9 protein-coding genes are annotated in these 15,280 nt (G+C 58.9%); 2 read left to right on the forward strand and 7 right to left on the reverse strand.

The features are described from left to right. Positions 1 to 26: 26 nt before the first annotated feature. The 7 genes from Spa11_RS09625 to Spa11_RS09655 form a co-directional block, all read right to left on the reverse strand. A complete protein-coding gene (locus Spa11_RS09625; RefSeq protein ID WP_145111378.1) occupies positions 27 to 3,542 on the reverse strand; it encodes an efflux RND transporter permease subunit in 3,516 nt (1,171 codons plus the stop codon). Next, positions 3,539 to 5,452, reverse strand: coding sequence for an efflux RND transporter periplasmic adaptor subunit (locus Spa11_RS09630; RefSeq protein ID WP_145111381.1), 1,914 nt, complete (start codon positions 5,450 to 5,452; stop codon positions 3,539 to 3,541). Before Spa11_RS09630 ends, Spa11_RS09625 begins: the two co-directional genes overlap by 4 nt. A 1,417-nt stretch (positions 5,453 to 6,869) precedes the next feature. Next, the gene (locus tag Spa11_RS09635) at positions 6,870 to 7,157 is read right to left on the reverse strand and encodes a metal-sensitive transcriptional regulator (protein ID WP_145111384.1); all 288 of its coding nucleotides are present in this window, start codon (positions 7,155 to 7,157) and stop codon (positions 6,870 to 6,872) included. A gap of 119 nt (positions 7,158 to 7,276) precedes the next feature. Further along, positions 7,277 to 7,600 carry a four-helix bundle copper-binding protein gene (locus Spa11_RS09640; protein WP_145111387.1) on the reverse strand — a complete coding sequence of 108 codons (324 nt, stop codon included), beginning with the start codon at positions 7,598 to 7,600 and terminating at the stop codon, positions 7,277 to 7,279. 110 nt (positions 7,601 to 7,710) lie between these two features. Beyond that, positions 7,711 to 9,240: a copper oxidase gene (locus tag Spa11_RS09645; RefSeq protein WP_145111391.1), complete on the reverse strand. Its 1,530-nt coding sequence runs from the start codon at positions 9,238 to 9,240 to the stop codon at positions 7,711 to 7,713. A 27-nt stretch (positions 9,241 to 9,267) separates the two neighbouring features. After that, positions 9,268 to 10,698 carry a TolC family protein gene (locus Spa11_RS09650; RefSeq protein WP_231933226.1) on the reverse strand — a complete coding sequence of 477 codons (1,431 nt, stop codon included), beginning with the start codon at positions 10,696 to 10,698 and terminating at the stop codon, positions 9,268 to 9,270. 170 nt (positions 10,699 to 10,868) lie between these two features. Further along, positions 10,869 to 13,217 (reverse strand): heavy metal translocating P-type ATPase, encoded by a 2,349-nt coding sequence (locus tag Spa11_RS09655; protein ID WP_145111394.1) that lies wholly within the window; start codon positions 13,215 to 13,217, stop codon positions 10,869 to 10,871. Between the two features lie 710 nt (positions 13,218 to 13,927). Here Spa11_RS09655 and Spa11_RS09660 point away from each other — a divergent pair. Both Spa11_RS09660 and Spa11_RS09665 read left to right on the forward strand, forming a co-directional pair. After that, positions 13,928 to 14,221, forward strand: a complete 294-nt coding sequence (locus Spa11_RS09660; RefSeq protein WP_145111397.1) for a hypothetical protein — start codon at positions 13,928 to 13,930, stop codon at positions 14,219 to 14,221. A 6-nt stretch (positions 14,222 to 14,227) separates the two neighbouring features. Then, on the forward strand, positions 14,228 to 15,223 hold the full coding sequence (locus Spa11_RS09665; protein WP_231933227.1) for an AAA family ATPase: 996 nt from the start codon (positions 14,228 to 14,230) through the stop codon (positions 15,221 to 15,223). Positions 15,224 to 15,280: the final 57 nt, after the last annotated feature.

The following is a 15,280-nucleotide window of genomic DNA, read 5'->3' on the forward strand; positions in this document are numbered from 1 at the left end:
GTCAACAAACGCACGGCGTATGCCTCTTAGGCCGCAGACGTAGTGGGCGACCCTGCTGATGTTGACGCCGTATCTTCCTGGGCGGACTCTGCCCAGTAGTCATCTTGCAATCCGGCACGCATCTTGAACTCGACATAAGCGCAATACAGCGTGGGAACGATAAAGGTTGTAAACGGTTCGATCAGCATTCCTCCAAAAATCGGTAAGGCCATCGCCCGCGCGACGTCGGCGCCGCGACCGGTTGACATGAGTACGGGGACAAGCGCCACGATCGTGGTGATGGTGGTCATCATGCACGGGCGGATTCGCTTAAGCCCGGCGTCGTAGATCGCCTCGCGGATGTCGCGCACGCTATGGATTGTCCGTTTGTTCAGGGTGTCTCGCATGTAGGTGGCCATCACGATGCCGTCGTCGGCGGCTAGGCCGAAGAGGGCGATGAAGCCCACCCACATGGCAGTGTTCATCTCTACGCCCATCACCGCCACCGCAATCATCCCCCCGGCCGCTGCGACAGGGATACCAGAGAAGACCACTAGCGAGATCGCGAAGTTGCGGAAGTGCAAATAATGCAGCAGCAGGTTAATGAGGATCACCATGGGGACGATCCACATTAGTCGCTGGTTGGCTTCGATCTGGTTTTGGAACGACCCGACGGACTGCAACTCGAAATTGCCATCCGGGAACGTGAGTTCGCCAGTTTCGCGGGCCGAGCGAAGGGACTTCATGACGGCCTCAACCGTTTCGATGTCACCAGCGCCGCCTGAAGGCGAGAATGATACGTGGGCCACTAGCCTAGCGTCTTCACTATTGATCGCGCCCGGTCCCCACGTCGTCCGCACGTCCGCAAGCCGATCCAGTGGCACAACCTCGCCCTTCGGTGTCACGACAGAGACTTTTTGCAGGTCCTCAAGCTGCTCTCGGACGCCACGGTGGAACCGGATTTGGATGGGGTAACGCTCACGGCCCTCGACAGTGGTCGTCACATCCACCCCCCCAAGACCTGCCGAGACAATCTGATTGACCATCATCGTCGTCATGCCGTAGCGGGCAGACTCTTCACGGTCAACCTCGAACTCGTAATAGGGTTTGCCCATCACGATGTCAGGGTTCACCGTCCCAGCGTTCACGAGATGATGCTCACGCAGGCGCTCGGCGACTGCCATGGCGGCTTCACCGAGTCCTTCGAGGCTGTCGCCGTAAATCCTTACGGCCATTGACGCCTTGATGCCGCTTTGGAGCATTACGACTCGGCCTTCGATCGGTTGCAGTGCCGAGGCGGGCGTTACGCCAGGCAGCGTCGCAACAGCGTTGATTTCGTCCCAAATGTCGCGGGCGGTGACTCCCTCACGCCACTGGTCGCGCGGCTTGAGCATCACGTAGGTCTCAACCATCGCGGCGGGCGCCGGGTCGAGCGCCGACTCCACACGACCGATCTTACCAAGGACATTTGCCACCTCGGGGATGCTCTTGATCAGCACGTCCTGCGTTTGAAGCACTTCCATCGCCTGCGAAAAGCTGGCGGCCGGGTAAAGACTCGGCATGTAGAACCAGCTTCCTTCATCCAGCGCAATCCAGTCGTCGCTTTTGAGGCCGGTGAACAAATGCTTGGCTTTGACGTAGCCCGGAACCGCATTCAGGTCGGCGCCGAGCATCGCGAAAGTGCTCTCCACCGGTTGCAACACGGTCGGTAAGCCAATCCATGCTCCGAGTCCAAGCACAAAAATCATTGCTGGGATGGACAACATGAGCGCTTTGTGTCGCAAGGCGAGCCGTAACCGGCCGGCGTAGAGCCATAGCACAAAACGGCTTACGGGATTCTCTTCCAGCGGACGAATTTTTTCACAAGTCATCCACCATCCAATGAACAGGCCGACTGCACCAGCTAGGGGCGCCGACACCAATGGCGGGAGTGATGTTAGGTGCTGGAACTCGTCTCCCCAGACGAAATAGCTGAGCCCTGCCAGTAGCGCGCCTAAACTGATTCCGGCAAGGATGCTGGTAGGCTGCTTCGCCCGCGAGCTTCGAAGAAAGACTCGGCAAAGCATGGGAACAACAGCGACCGCGACGATCAAACTGGCAGCCAGCGCGAACGTCTTTGTCCAGGCAAGAGGCGCAAATAGCCGGTGGTCACGGCCTGTCAAAAAGAACACCGGCAAGAAACTGACGATGGTCGTACTCACAGCCGTAACTACGGCAGGGACGACTTCGCTAGCCGATTCACGGATCACCGCTAGTCGCTTCTTCTCGCCGCCTGGCGCGCCTTTGGCTTCCCAAGCAGCCAAGTGACCATAGATGTTCTCCAGCACGATGATTCCCATGTCGACCATCGTGCCGATGGCAATCGCGATTCCCGCTAGCGACATGATGTTGGCGTCGACACCAAACAGGTTCATCGCGATGAACGCCATCAATACCGCGAGTGGCAGCGTGATGGCGATTACGATGCTGGCTCGTACGTGCAGCAAGAAAATCACCATCACGGCAATGGTAATGGCGATCTCGTGCTTTAAGGCACCGGTAAGTGTTGCGACGGTCTCATCGATCAGCTCGGTGCGATCGTAGACTCCCCGAATTGTGATGCCGTCGAGTTCTGACTCGAGCGACGCGATCTTCTGCTTTACTCGCTCGATGACGTCGCGGGGATTCTCACCATACCGCATCACGACTAAGCCGCCGACTGCTTCCTGCCCGTTAAAATCGAGTGCACCGCGACGAAAGGCTGGGCCTATCTGCACCTGGGCGACATCGCGCACGCGGATCGGCACGCCGTCGCGCGAAATCACGACCGTATTCTCGATTTGCTCAAGCGTTTCCTCCTCAGTCTTTCCGGAGCCGATGAATCCCAGGCCACGGACGAGAAACTCCATGCCGCTGGTCTCGACCGTCTTGGCGCCGACGTCGATGTTCGACTCTTTGACAGCCCTGATGACGCTGCTCAGCGGGATGTTGTGATACCGCAACGAGTCAGGATCGACTTCAACCTGATACTGCCGGACGTAACCACCGATCGACGCGACCTCGGCAACACCGTCGACCGACTGCAACGAATATTTAATGAAGAAATCTTGCTTCGACCGCAATTCGGCAAGGTTCATGCCGGGCGGTGGTTCTAAGACGTAGTAGTAGATCTGACCCAGCGCAGTCGCATCGGGAGCAAGCCTCGGATACACGCCCTCGGGCAGAATGCCCGAAACGGTCGTCAATTGCTCAGCGACGCGTGAACGTGACCAGTAGAAGTCGACGCCGTCTTCAAACGTCACCTGCACGAAGCTGAACCCAAACATGCTCTTACCGCGCACGCTCTTCGAGCCGGGGACCGCCTGTAGTGCGACCGATAAGGGGTAGGTAATTTGGTCCTCAATATCCTTGGGTGAACGCCCTGGCCACTCGGTCAGCACGATCACCTGGTTCTCGCCGACATTGGGGATCGCGTCGAGGGGGACCTTCTTCGTGGCGTACCAGCCGTAAGCAATAACGCCAACAACGGCGATCGCCACGACCAATCGTTCTCGGAGACAAAAATCAATCAGTCCATTGATCATTTGGTCGCCTCCTCTTCAGTCGAATTTGAATCCAGCTTGGCAAGATACTTCGCAGGTTCAGCCAATAGCCGCTCGCGGCAACCCTCGCAGCAGATAAAGACGGGCCTTCCTTCGACCATGACTTTGATTGGTGTTCCCATCGATCCGAGTTTCATGTCGGCGACCGGACATAGTGCTTGTCGTTTAGCCAATCTGGCGTCGTCGGGGGATAGTTCGGCTGAAGCGTTGCTGTCTTCCTCGACAGGGCTAACAAACCCGATCTGCGGGGTAGTCACTGAGTCACCGGCTATCAACATCGGCGCGCCGATTGGAGGCATGTCTAGTTCGTCAAGTTCAAATTCGATAACTGACTCCGCCTTGGTGGGGTCGATGAGCGAAGAATTCCCAGCCAATTGCATTTGCGAGTCGATCAGGAAGTTGCCCGAAACGGCTACTTGATCACCTTCAGATAAACCGTCGAGCACGACGATTTGATCCCCACTCCGGGGGCCGAGGACCACCTTGCGTATCTCGAACCGCCCCGGTTCGGTCTCGACGTAGAGCACTGCGTTATCGCCCGCGACTAGGACCGCGCTGCGCGGCACGACCATCACGCTGCCAGCAGCGTCTGGCTGATCGGTGAATCCAAACCGGGAAGCTGGCACAAGGTCGACTCCGCACACGCGACACTTGCCGGGCGAGTCTTCCACTACATGGGGGTGCCTGGGACTGATCCATTTGTTGGCTAGCTGTGGGTCATAGATGAGTCCTGAATCTGGTCCTGATCCAATTGGTGTATCGATAGTCGCTTTCGCAAAGTCGCCCACTCGCAGCATTGCGTCCTCGTTGGGAATAACGACCCGGACGCCTACGGTCCGTGTGTCCGTATTTACTACGGGGTCGATAAACGCGACACGTCCGGTGAAGGTACGACCCGGAAGCGATTGCACCTCCGCTTTGACTTGCTGCCCGTATCGCATAGAGGAGGCGTCTTCCGGGAACAACTCCAGCATTAGCCAGACCGTCGACAGGTCAGCCAATTCATAAATCGCTTGGCCCTCTTTGACGTATTGTCCCTCGGTCGCGTACTTCTTGATGACCGTTCCGCTGATTGGAGCACAGAGATGCAAGCGACTGTTCGCCTCGCCAGCCGCTTCAAGCTGCTGAATTTGCTCCTCGGTCATTCCCAGTTCGATCAATCTTTGCCGAGAGCTTTGGTACATGTCGCGGTTAGCGTCGTGGACCCGCGTAAGCGTCGCGTCGCGGCTGTTCTCTCGCGACCTTATTGCCAGCAACAACTCAACTTGCGCCGAGTAAAGTCGAGGTGAGTAGACCAGGGCTAGGTGGTCACCTTTTTCCACAACGACCCCGGTAAAATCCGCGTACAAGCGATCAAGGCGTCCGTCGACGTAGGCGGAAATTGTCTTGAGCGATCCTTCGTCGTAGTTCAACTCACCCACAGCACGGATCACACGTGTGAGCGGAATCGATTTGGCGGACGCGGTCTGGATATTGGCCACCCTTCGACCAGCCGAGTCGATTTGTACCGACTTCCCATCTGACGGACCGCCACCCGAAGCGGCTGGCACGAGTTCCATCTCACAGACCGGGCACCTTCCCGGACCAACCTGTGGTGGCGTACATAGCATCGGACAAATGTAGGTGCGCGTGTCGGCGCCACCACTCGTGGCGAGATTATTGTTTCCACCGCCATCACCAGCCGTGATCCAGCCAAGTCGCTGGGCGACGCCTAAGGAGGCGATAAGCGCTGCGCCTGTCGCCACCAGCAGCAATGGCCCGGCGATCAGCTGTACCCACCAGCCACGCGAAGCACGCTTCTCGATCGTCGATTCGGGCGTGTCGACTGCTTCTTTCACAGGCGGCTCTTTTGGCTTGGGAGCTTCGTCCGACAGGTTCTTCTTGTCATTCATAATGCGTCTCTCTTATCGTTCAGTCGACGCTCCTCAAGCGGCAGGGGCTTTCACGCCTGCCGCTGATTGCAGGCAACGTCGGTATCTAACCACAATGTGAACAGCCACCGCTTGATGCTGGCGCAGAGTATCCCGATGGTGCGGGGCGGCTGCCAGGTGTGGAACGACATCCAACCGCGGACAAACAAACAACCAGGGCAAGCAAGCAGAGAATCTTTGTGTACATGGTCTACCTCGATTCCTTTCGAGTCATTGTAAATTCCGATTGTGCATGCCTGGCGACCATCGCCAGGTACGCTTGGGGACTCTCATTCGCGTTGGCGACGCCCACTGACAGCACACAATCCATGCTGATGGAAAACACCTGAGCACGCGAAGAAGCCACTCTGCTCTTTGATGCAGCGAAGGGCAGGATTCTTCTCGCAACGAAACTGGTGCGAAAGAGAGCGGCGAAGACGCACGGCTGCTAGCGGATTACGACGCTAATGAGAGCGCGCACAGGTGCCGTGGAGAGTGGTTCAGAGCGTGAACCGACATAGAGAAACGCAACGATCCACGGCGGGCAGAGAGGCTGCCAAGGCCAAGAAATCAAAGCGGCATCGTTCAGGTAGCGAGAGTGCCACACCGTTAGGTGCTGAAGGCATGGTCAACGCCAACAACACTCTCTCAGTCGGTGTGTCCTCTGCAGGCGGAGTTGACGGTTGCGACGGCGAGTCACTTTGGCCGCACTGGCAATTATCGCCGCAGGAGCAGCCATTGTTGCTAGTCTCCTCGGAGCCGCCGGAGCAGCATGAACGCCCATGGCAGCAGGACGCGCCTGAGCACTTGGGCAAAGCGGTAGAGCAACAACTTGCTTTGGGTTGGCAGCACGAACTGTCTTTCCCACAACGACACAGTTCCGCGCCGGTGCAAGGACACGCGCCTGTAGTAGGCTTTCCACAGCATCGCGCGGGACCGCCGGAATGGGTAGCGTTAGAAGCTTGCGTGGAACTGTTCGTACATCCACATGCCGATGTCTGAACCCCTTGCAGCGGCATCGCAATGGCTGCGAGCCAAACAAGGGTTCGGGCGGCGATGTGATGTACAAAACGCATGATAAGTGCTGTTCAGAGCGGACTAGGCTCTGATTACGTGAAGTCTATTGTCTTAAATATCGGTCCGATACGGATTTCGTCTGTAAGCCAATTCCCTGGGCTCAATGCGACGAGCGAAGTTTCACGGGGACTTCCATTCGTGAAGAGTCCTAGACTTTCGGATTGCCGTCAACCGCTATCTAGATCCTAACATTCAATAATAGCAGCAGTGAGGTAAGTGGGGAAACATAGGGGGAGCGGCTCGAAGGCAGGATTCTGCACAAACTGTGCGGCAAGCCGCTTCTCTGCCGATTGAGTCGTGGATTAACGGCGTGCGCCTTCACTTATTCGCTTACCCGACTGTATTTTCGGAAGATCTTAATCAGTTCTTCCAGCTTCTCATCTCGCTGCTTGGCATTGCCACTTTCCAGCGCGCCTGCCACGCAGGACTTGATGTGGCTTTCAAGAATCTTTTGGCCCACTTTACCAAGGGCCCCGCTCGCAGCGGCGATCTGGGTGAGGATCTCTACGCAGTAGGCGTCCTCGTCCATCATCCGCTGGACGGCCGCTACCTGACCCGCGATTCTGCGCAGACGATTGCCGAGCTTCGTTTTTTCTTCGTCGGACAGCATAGATGGTTCACCGACGCGTAAGCCGGTAAAGATGGGGCATTGGCTTATACCCCATCTTACCGGCCCTCGTCTGACTGGGCTACTAGTCGCACTGGCATGCTGCAAATCAGCCTGTTTGCCTAAGCTGCAACCGATTGGCCCGCTTCGGCGCAACGGCGGCAAGCCTCCGCACACTTCTGGCAGTGGTCGTGATCGTGGGCGGCGCATTCCTCGGCGCACCACTGGCAAACCTCGGCACAAAGGCGGCAGTAATCGCTCGCGAATTTCGCGTCGATGGTCATCGCATGGACGCAGAGCGTGCAGATCGCAGCGCACTCCAAGCAGCACCTGGGGCAGGCATTCTTGCTCTCTTTGCCGAGCATCGCGACGACATTCGCCAAACAAGTGGTCGCACACTCTTGGCACGCTTCGACACACTTCGAGTAGGAAGGATTGGATGCCATGGGAGTCTCCGGTGTGAGGGAAAGGGAAGTACAGAACCGATGTCTGAACTCATCCTGCAAATCTTATACCCCAATGGGGTATCCTCACTCTTGGTTTACATCTGTGTGGACTACATCATCCCTTTCATCATCACCGGCGCAGCCTCGTAGCGGCCGGGCGTCCCGAATCGGCGGACGATTTCGGCGAACACGGCCCCCTTCTCCACCTCGTCGTCGCTCTCCATCACAATCTGGTAAAGGTCTTCCGGCAGCACGCGGAGCACCGTCATCAGGCCCATGACCGCCATCGGCCACATGGACCGCATCCCCTGCACTTCGCGGCGGTTCCAAATCGTCCGCATGAACTCGTCGGACATGCTCATCCCCTGCATCTTTTGGGGATAGCCGGGGGTTCGGAAACCGGGGTCTTCCTTCGTCAGAGCAACCGACGGATGAACGTCCAGGTTGGCCATGTAGCGATCAACCGTAGTGTCGCGGACTCGCGGACCGACCTGTCGGGTCATGTGGTTCATCATGTGATGGACCATGTGGCAATGGAACATCCAGTCGCCCGGATTGTTGGCGACGAATTCAAAGTCCGTTGCCTGAGCGATTCCGATCAGTTCGGTGTTTCGCGGCACCCAAGCGCTCTTAGGAATGCGTGCCCCTTCATGGCCGGTGATCCAGAACGTGTGACCGTGCAAGTGGATCGGGTGGTGCTGCATCGGCGCAAAGTTCATGATGCGGATGCGGACCCGCTCACCGTGCTTGCACACTAGCGGCGTTGTATACGGACCGCTACGTCCATTGATGGTGTGCCAATTCCAATCCATCTTCCACGAGTCGGCGATTGTCTGCGAAGGCTCGATGAAGAAGTTCTGGAAGATCAGCCCAAAGTCGCGATCAACAGGCGGTTCGAAAGCTTTCTTGGGGTGGATAATAAACCAACCTACGGCGCCGTTCGCCTCCTGCATCGGCACGTGCGAGTGGTAGAAGTACGTGCCTTCTTCGTGGACATCGAACTCGTAGACGAAAGTCCCACCTGGTTCGATGTAGTTTTGAGTCAGCTCCGAAGCCCCGTCCCACTGAACGGGAAGTTCCAGCCCGTGCCAATGGACGGTGGTCGGTTCGGGCAGCTCGTTGGTGACCACGATCCTCACACGGTCGCCTTGCGTGACCTCGATTGTCGGCCCGGGCATGCTGCCGTTGTAGCCGTAGACGTTCATTTTGTACCCAGGCAGAAACTCGCGCTCGACCGCCATCGGGACGAGGTGAAACTCCTTGACCCCGTCAACCATCTTCCACGGCAGCTTTTCCAGGTCCGGAGCTACAAAGGGAACCGACTCGGCCTCCGCACTGCGGAAACCGGGCATTAGCTTTCCGAGGTAATAGTCCGAGTCGGGACTGTTCCCACGACTGGGCTTGTAGCGAGAGTAGCCGTCGAATGAGTCGCGATCGCCCGAGGGACGTTCGGCTTTTGCGTCGCCAATCGGCTTGGGCAAGCCTCCCTCGTGCTTCATGCCCGGCATCGCCACCATCTCTTGAGCATCCGCTTGACTTCCCGCAAGTCCGCTCAGCAGCGAACCGCCAGCGACCATCGCGGAAGTCTTGAGGAACTGCCGACGCGGATTTTGATCGTGATTGTTGGAAGACGTGCTCATGGTGATTCCTCATTTGAAACGACGTGACTAGCGCGGCTTCGGCACCGAATCGATATGGCCGGGCGGAGTGATTCCTTGCGCGGCCATCAAGCCGTCGTGAAGCAGATAGCCGTAAATCAGCACTTCCTGGGTACGGGCGTGTAGCAGATTATCGACCTGGGTCAATCGGCCGTCAAAGTAGTCGTGCTGCGCCATTAGCACGTCGGGCCAATCGACACGGTTTTCCTTGTAGCTTTGCAGCAGCTCGGCGTAAGCCGCTTTCAGCTCGGGGAGGATGAGGCTTTCGTACTCCGCGGCGTGCTGCAAGCCGGTTAGGTATTGCTGGTAGGTCATAGCGAGGCGATTGCGAAGGTCGAGTTCAACACGTTCGATCTCCCGTCGCTGACGCATGTAATCGGCCTGTGCCTGGCGAATCGTCCCCTGGTTGCGGTCGTAGAAGGGAATTTCGAGCGACACGCCCGCCACGGCCACGGTCTCCTTGGCATCAAAGTTGTAGCCCGTACCGCCACGCACCACGACATCGGGAACCCACTGGACACGTTCACGCTGGACGGTGGCCTGATCGACTGCCAATTTAGCCCGTGCGGCGGCCAGCTCGGGGCTCTCGGCCACCAAGCGAGCCAACGCCTCGTCGAACGAAAGTGGCGGACACTGCGGGAGCAACTCACCTGACAGGACGCCAACCTCGATCGGTGTTCCCACTAGCGACGCCAGCCGGCGAAACGATTCGTTGTAAGTGTTTTCAGCACTTAGCAAGTCGAGCCGAGCGCGTTGCAGCATGACGTTTGCACGACGCACTTCGGGTCGCCGCGCTTGGCCCATGTTGTACGACTCTTGGGCGGTCACTGCTCCGTCCTCGGCGGTTCTTACCAGCTCACGACGGATGGCGAGCGTCTCACTTGCCGCCAAGGCGTTGTAGAAATGAATCCGCACGTCGTTGCAGACCCGGAACTGCTGGACCATCGCCAGATGCTCCGAAACGTGAGCCCTTCGCAGGTACTTCTCGCGACTCAGGCGGAGCTTGCCTGCCGTCACGAACCGTTGCTGGAGAACGCCCCCTTGAAACTCACCCGGCGAATCCTTGTCTCCCGCGACATCGAGAAAAATCTGTTCGCCTTCGTAAGAGAAAACTGGGTTTGGGTAGAGGCCTGCTTGCAACGCTTTGCCCAATTCGGAAGAGATGTGCAGTCTTGCCTGCACGAGCGTGGGGTTGTTGTTCGCTGCAAGGGTAAGCAGGTCGTCGAGTTGATAGGTAACCGAGGCCGTGGATAACGCGGAGCGGTCCAGCGCGGCCATTTCGTCGAGCGACGAAGGGATTCGTGGCGGAGACGTATACTCGTCACCCGCTCTGGCGGGAATCATCGCCGCAGGCGGACGCAGCATTTCTTGGCCCAAGACACTCCCCGGGAGTGCTAGCAGTAGCGCCGCAGTGATCGACTTTGTGAGTGTCTGGAGCATCGATTGGCCCGCCTGCTGTTCCGTTGTCGATAGTCGTCTATTCTGATATCGGCCGAATACCCCAGTGGGGTACAGCCGCCTGTTCCGGGTAGGCAAATCATTCGGGCCGATGATGTCAAACCTTGCGGGTTAGGTAGCCATCACCGGACTCCGGTAGGAGCGCCAGCACTCTAGAGTTTTGCCCCCCGTAACCTCAAGGCGTTGCCGATGACCGAAACGCTGCTGAGGCTCATCGCCGCGGCGGCGATCATCGGGCTCAGCAACCAACCGAACACGGGGTAGAGCACGCCGGCCGCGATCGGGATGCCCAGGGCGTTGTAGCCGAACGCGAAGAACAGGTTTTGGCGGATGTTCTGCATCGTGGCGCGACTCAACGCAGCCGCCTTAATGACACCCCGCAGGTCGCCCCCAACAAGCGTCACGCCCGCCGACTCGATCGCGACGTCGCTGCCAGTGCCCATCGCGACGCCGACATCGGCCGCCGCGAGTGCGGGGGCGTCGTTGATGCCGTCACCGGCCATTGCGACGACTTTGCCTTGCTCACGGAGCTTGCGGACGTAGTCGTGCTTATCCTCGGGCGACACGCCCGCCGAGTACTCGTCGATGCCCAGCTCGTTGGCCACCGCTCTGGCGGTCGCCTCGGCGTCGCCGGTAAGCATGACGAGTTCCAAACCCAGCTCGTGCAGACGGCGTATCGCGTGGGGCGTCGATTGCTTGATCGGGTCCGAGATGGCCAGCAGCCCGAGTTGGCGACCCTCCGCCGCGACGAACACCACCGTCCGTCCCTGCTCTTGAAGCGACTGACTTCGCTCGTCAAGGTCGGAAGAGAGTTTGATGTCATTGCTCACCAGGAAACCGCGTTTGCCGACCAAGACGCGTCGTCCTTCTACCGTGCCTTCTACTCCACCGCCTGTTGTGCTGTTGAATCCGTCGGCGACAGGCACGTCTAGTTCGCGATCCTTGGCTCCTTCAACGACAGCGCGCGCCAGCGGATGCTCACTCGACTGTTCGACGGCTGCCGCGAGCGAAAGCAACTCCGCTTCGCTGGTTCCCTCGGCGGGGATCACCTCCGTCACGCGGGGTCGGCCCTCAGTCAGCGTACCGGTCTTATCGACGATGATGGTGTCCACCTTCTCCATCGTCTCCAGCACTTGGGCGTCTTTGATTAGCACGCCCTCGCGGGCTCCGCGACCAACACCCACCATAATCGACATCGGCGTCGCCAATCCCAGGGCGCAGGGGCACGCGATAATCAGGACGGAGACGGCGGCCAAGAGAGCGTGCGCCAGCCGCGGCTCGGGTCCAATCGTCGCCCACACACCGAACGCGACGATGGCAGTAACAATGACGATCGGAACAAACCATGCGGCCACCGTATCAACGAGACTCTGAATCGGCGCGCGGCTCCGCTGTGCCGCAGCCACCATATCGACGATGCGACTCAGCACCGTCTCCGAGCCGACCTGCTCGGCTTCGATGAGCAGCGTGCCTGTTTGGTTCAGTGTCCCGGCAGAGACTTTGTCTCCCACAGATTTTTCGACTGGGGTTGGCTCTCCCGTGAGCATCGATTCATCGACCGAGCTTTTCCCTTCACGCACGATGCCGTCGACCGGAGTCTTCTCGCCGGGTCGCACGCGTAGTCGGTCGCCGGCTTGCACCGCGTCGAGCGGCACATCCTCTTCGCCGCTGTCGGTGACGCGATGGGCCGTATCGGGCGCAAGCTCCAACAGTTCGCGGATCGCGCCGCTGGTTCGTTTCCTGGCACGAAGCTCCAGGACCTGACCCAGTAGCACGAGCGTGATGATCACTGCTGCCGCCTCGAAGTAGAGCGGCGGGCGGCCAGCTTCATAGAACGCGGTGGGGATCAGTGTCGGAAAGATGACAGCCAGCAGGCTGAACCCGAACGCCGTGAGCGTGCCGAGCGCGACGAGCGTGAACATGTTGGGGCTGCGATGGAGCACCGATTGCCATCCACGCACCAGCAGGGGCCAGCCGCTCCATAGCACAACGGGGGTCGCCAACAGCAGTTGGAGCCAACCTTCGACAGTCGGCGAAAGCCAACCACGAATTGGCAGTCCAACCATGGGTCCCATCGTTAACACCAGCAGCGGCAAGCTCAGCGCGACGCCCACCCAGAATCGCCGTGTCATGTCCGCTTCCGTGGCGTCCGATTCCTCGCCGTCGTCACGCGAAATGGTCTTCGGTTCCAGGTCCATCCCGCACTTCGGGCAACTCCCTGGGCCGATCTGTTCCACCTCGGGGTGCATCGGGCAGGTGTAGATGCGTCCTGCTGGGGATTGAGGAGACGATTCAGCTCTTTGTTTCGGACTGGGCTTGTTGCTCGGTTCGCAGCAACTTCCCGTTTTGGATTCCGCTGAATCAGACTCGTTCTTCTGCGCGGCGAAGCGATCACGGCAGCTCTCGCTGCAAAAGTAGTGCGTCTCTCCTTTTGATTCGAGCGAGATCGCAGTGTTGGGATCGACTGTCATCCCGCAGACGGGGTCCAACTCGGTTTGCATTGCAAATGCCTCCAACGACTGGGGCTCGATTCGAGTACGGAGTCGCTATTGTATACCCACGTGGGGTATAGGGCGAGTGCGTAGGGGTTGGCGTCGCTTGGGAAAACGCCTCAATAGAGTTACTCGATGTCTGATGTCCACGGCGAGAAGTAGCTGCCTGATCTGGACAGTCGGACAGAGGAGTCTGAATCGCGAATCGGCGCAAAATGTAGCCGATCGAGGCTGCTTCCTTCCCTTCCTCCGTATGGCCCTCGCCCCGCCGATTGGGGCCGTGCGGAGGAAGGGAAGGAAGCAAGCATAGCGGCTCGCGTGAACCAGCAAGCACCTGGGTCCCTGTCAGGGCATCTCGTGCCTTGACCTACCGCCAGCGCTGCTTTCTTTAGCAGACTCTGGTGGCCCTCGTCACCGAGCCAGGTCGGGTATTCAAACTCGTGGGGATGGGGTTTGGAACAAAGAACCCAACGAGATCACTTGCCATAGAAGAACGGTCACTCTTTCGATCGTTCCCGAAGCAACCGCACCGTCCATTGGCGAAGTGCCGGGCTATTCTCATCGTCGCAGTCTTTCTTCGCCTCAAACGAGTCGACCTGTTCCACCCGAACCGAAGTCCACGCAGGAGCACTGAGCGACGATATCCCTTGCGAAGATCGACCCGAACCTGTACTTTCGGTGTAGAAAGTAAGGTCGATTTCCGCAGGGAGGCAATCCCGATGGCAAGCGCAATCCAATCACCTTTAGAGCGCCTCGGGCGTCGCCTGCGTACGCGCCTGTCGCCGAGCACCGGACAGCGTCCGGGCCGGCCAACGGACCCAACCTGGACGGTCCAGCGTAAGCTGCCGATGAGTCCGGCGACGCTTACAGCATTGGAAGAACTGGCGGCCCGGTTCAGCAGCGACCAGCGTCAGGTCAGTCCGATGCAGGTCGCCGCCTTGTTAGTGGAGGAGAAGGCCGAAGCATTTGCGAAGTCGCTGAGGCAGGACGCCTCGGCAGTATCCGAGTCGTAGGAGCCAATGATGGCGACCGCCCAGCAGATCAAATCACTCCTCAAGAGCTACGGCGACGCCGACAACGAGCGTTTCGTTTCCGTGGCGCTCCAGATCGCTGCGCACGAAGCCCGCGGCGGGAAAGGGAAGCTGGCGAGCGAGCTGAAGCGGCTCGTGGACGAGATACGAAACAAGCAGCACTCGGTGCAACCGGGGGGCTCCGTGCCAATCGCCCGGCCTCACGGCGAACTGGCGACCCTGTTGGCGGCGAGCTACCCGCGAACCCACCTAAGTGAGATGGTTTTGGGGGAAAGCCAAGCGGCGCAGCTTCACCAAGTGCTCGTCGAGTACCGACAACAATCCAAGCTCCGCGAGCATGGCCTGGAGGCCAAACGCAAGCTCTTGCTCGTCGGACCTCCGGGGGTCGGCAAGACGATGACCTCTTGGGCTCTGGCGGGCGAGTTGAAACTGCCTCACTTCACTGTGCAGTTCCATTCGCTGATCACCAAATACATGGGCGAGACGGCCGCCAAGTTGTTCGCCGTGTTCGAAGCGATGCGTCACACCCGCGGCGTCTATCTGTTTGATGAGTTTGACGCCATCGGCGCGATGCGCGGTAGTCAGCACGATGTGGGGGAAATCCGCCGCGTGCTAAACTCGTTCTTGCAGTTTTTGGAGCAGGACGATTCGGATAGCCTTGTCATCGCGGCGACAAACCTGGAAGCGTTGCTAGACGAAGCGCTGTTCCGACGGTTCGACGAAGTCATCACCTACCACCTCCCTGGCGCGATCGAGATCGCCAATCTGCTTGCCAATCGCCTGGCGGCGTTCACCGTTGATCAAACTTCGCTAGAGCAATTGGGGAAGCAGGCGGTGGGCCTGAGCCATGCCGAAGTCGCTCGCGTCGCAGACGAGGCGGCTAAGGGGGCTGTGCTCGCCGATAGCCGTACCATAGTCGTGCAGGTCCTGGGCGACGCGATCACATCTCGACTAGAGCGGAAGCGTTCACTGAGCCGAGGCTAACATCGCCAAGTACCCCCACATTGTGATTCAGCGTCCGCCCCAGTCGGCGGCGTATAC

The sequence above is a fragment of the Botrimarina mediterranea genome (assembly GCF_007753265.1).
Classification (GTDB): domain Bacteria; phylum Planctomycetota; class Planctomycetia; order Pirellulales; family Lacipirellulaceae; genus Botrimarina; species Botrimarina mediterranea.

Coding starts and splice junctions, on each gene's coding strand:
- Spa11_RS09625 (WP_145111378.1), bottom strand. CDS start 3,542: ATGATCAATGGACTGATTGATTTTTGTCTCCGAGAACGATTGGTCGTG.
- Spa11_RS09630 (WP_145111381.1), bottom strand. CDS start 5,452: ATGAATGACAAGAAGAACCTGTCGGACGAAGCTCCCAAGCCAAAAGAG.
- Spa11_RS09635 (WP_145111384.1), bottom strand. CDS start 7,157: ATGCTGTCCGACGAAGAAAAAACGAAGCTCGGCAATCGTCTGCGCAGA.
- Spa11_RS09640 (WP_145111387.1), bottom strand. CDS start 7,600: ATGGCATCCAATCCTTCCTACTCGAAGTGTGTCGAAGCGTGCCAAGAG.
- Spa11_RS09645 (WP_145111391.1), bottom strand. CDS start 9,240: ATGAGCACGTCTTCCAACAATCACGATCAAAATCCGCGTCGGCAGTTC.
- Spa11_RS09650 (WP_231933226.1), bottom strand. CDS start 10,698: ATGCTCCAGACACTCACAAAGTCGATCACTGCGGCGCTACTGCTAGCA.
- Spa11_RS09655 (WP_145111394.1), bottom strand. CDS start 13,217: ATGCAAACCGAGTTGGACCCCGTCTGCGGGATGACAGTCGATCCCAAC.
- Spa11_RS09660 (WP_145111397.1), top strand. CDS start 13,928: ATGGCAAGCGCAATCCAATCACCTTTAGAGCGCCTCGGGCGTCGCCTG.
- Spa11_RS09665 (WP_231933227.1), top strand. CDS start 14,228: ATGATGGCGACCGCCCAGCAGATCAAATCACTCCTCAAGAGCTACGGC.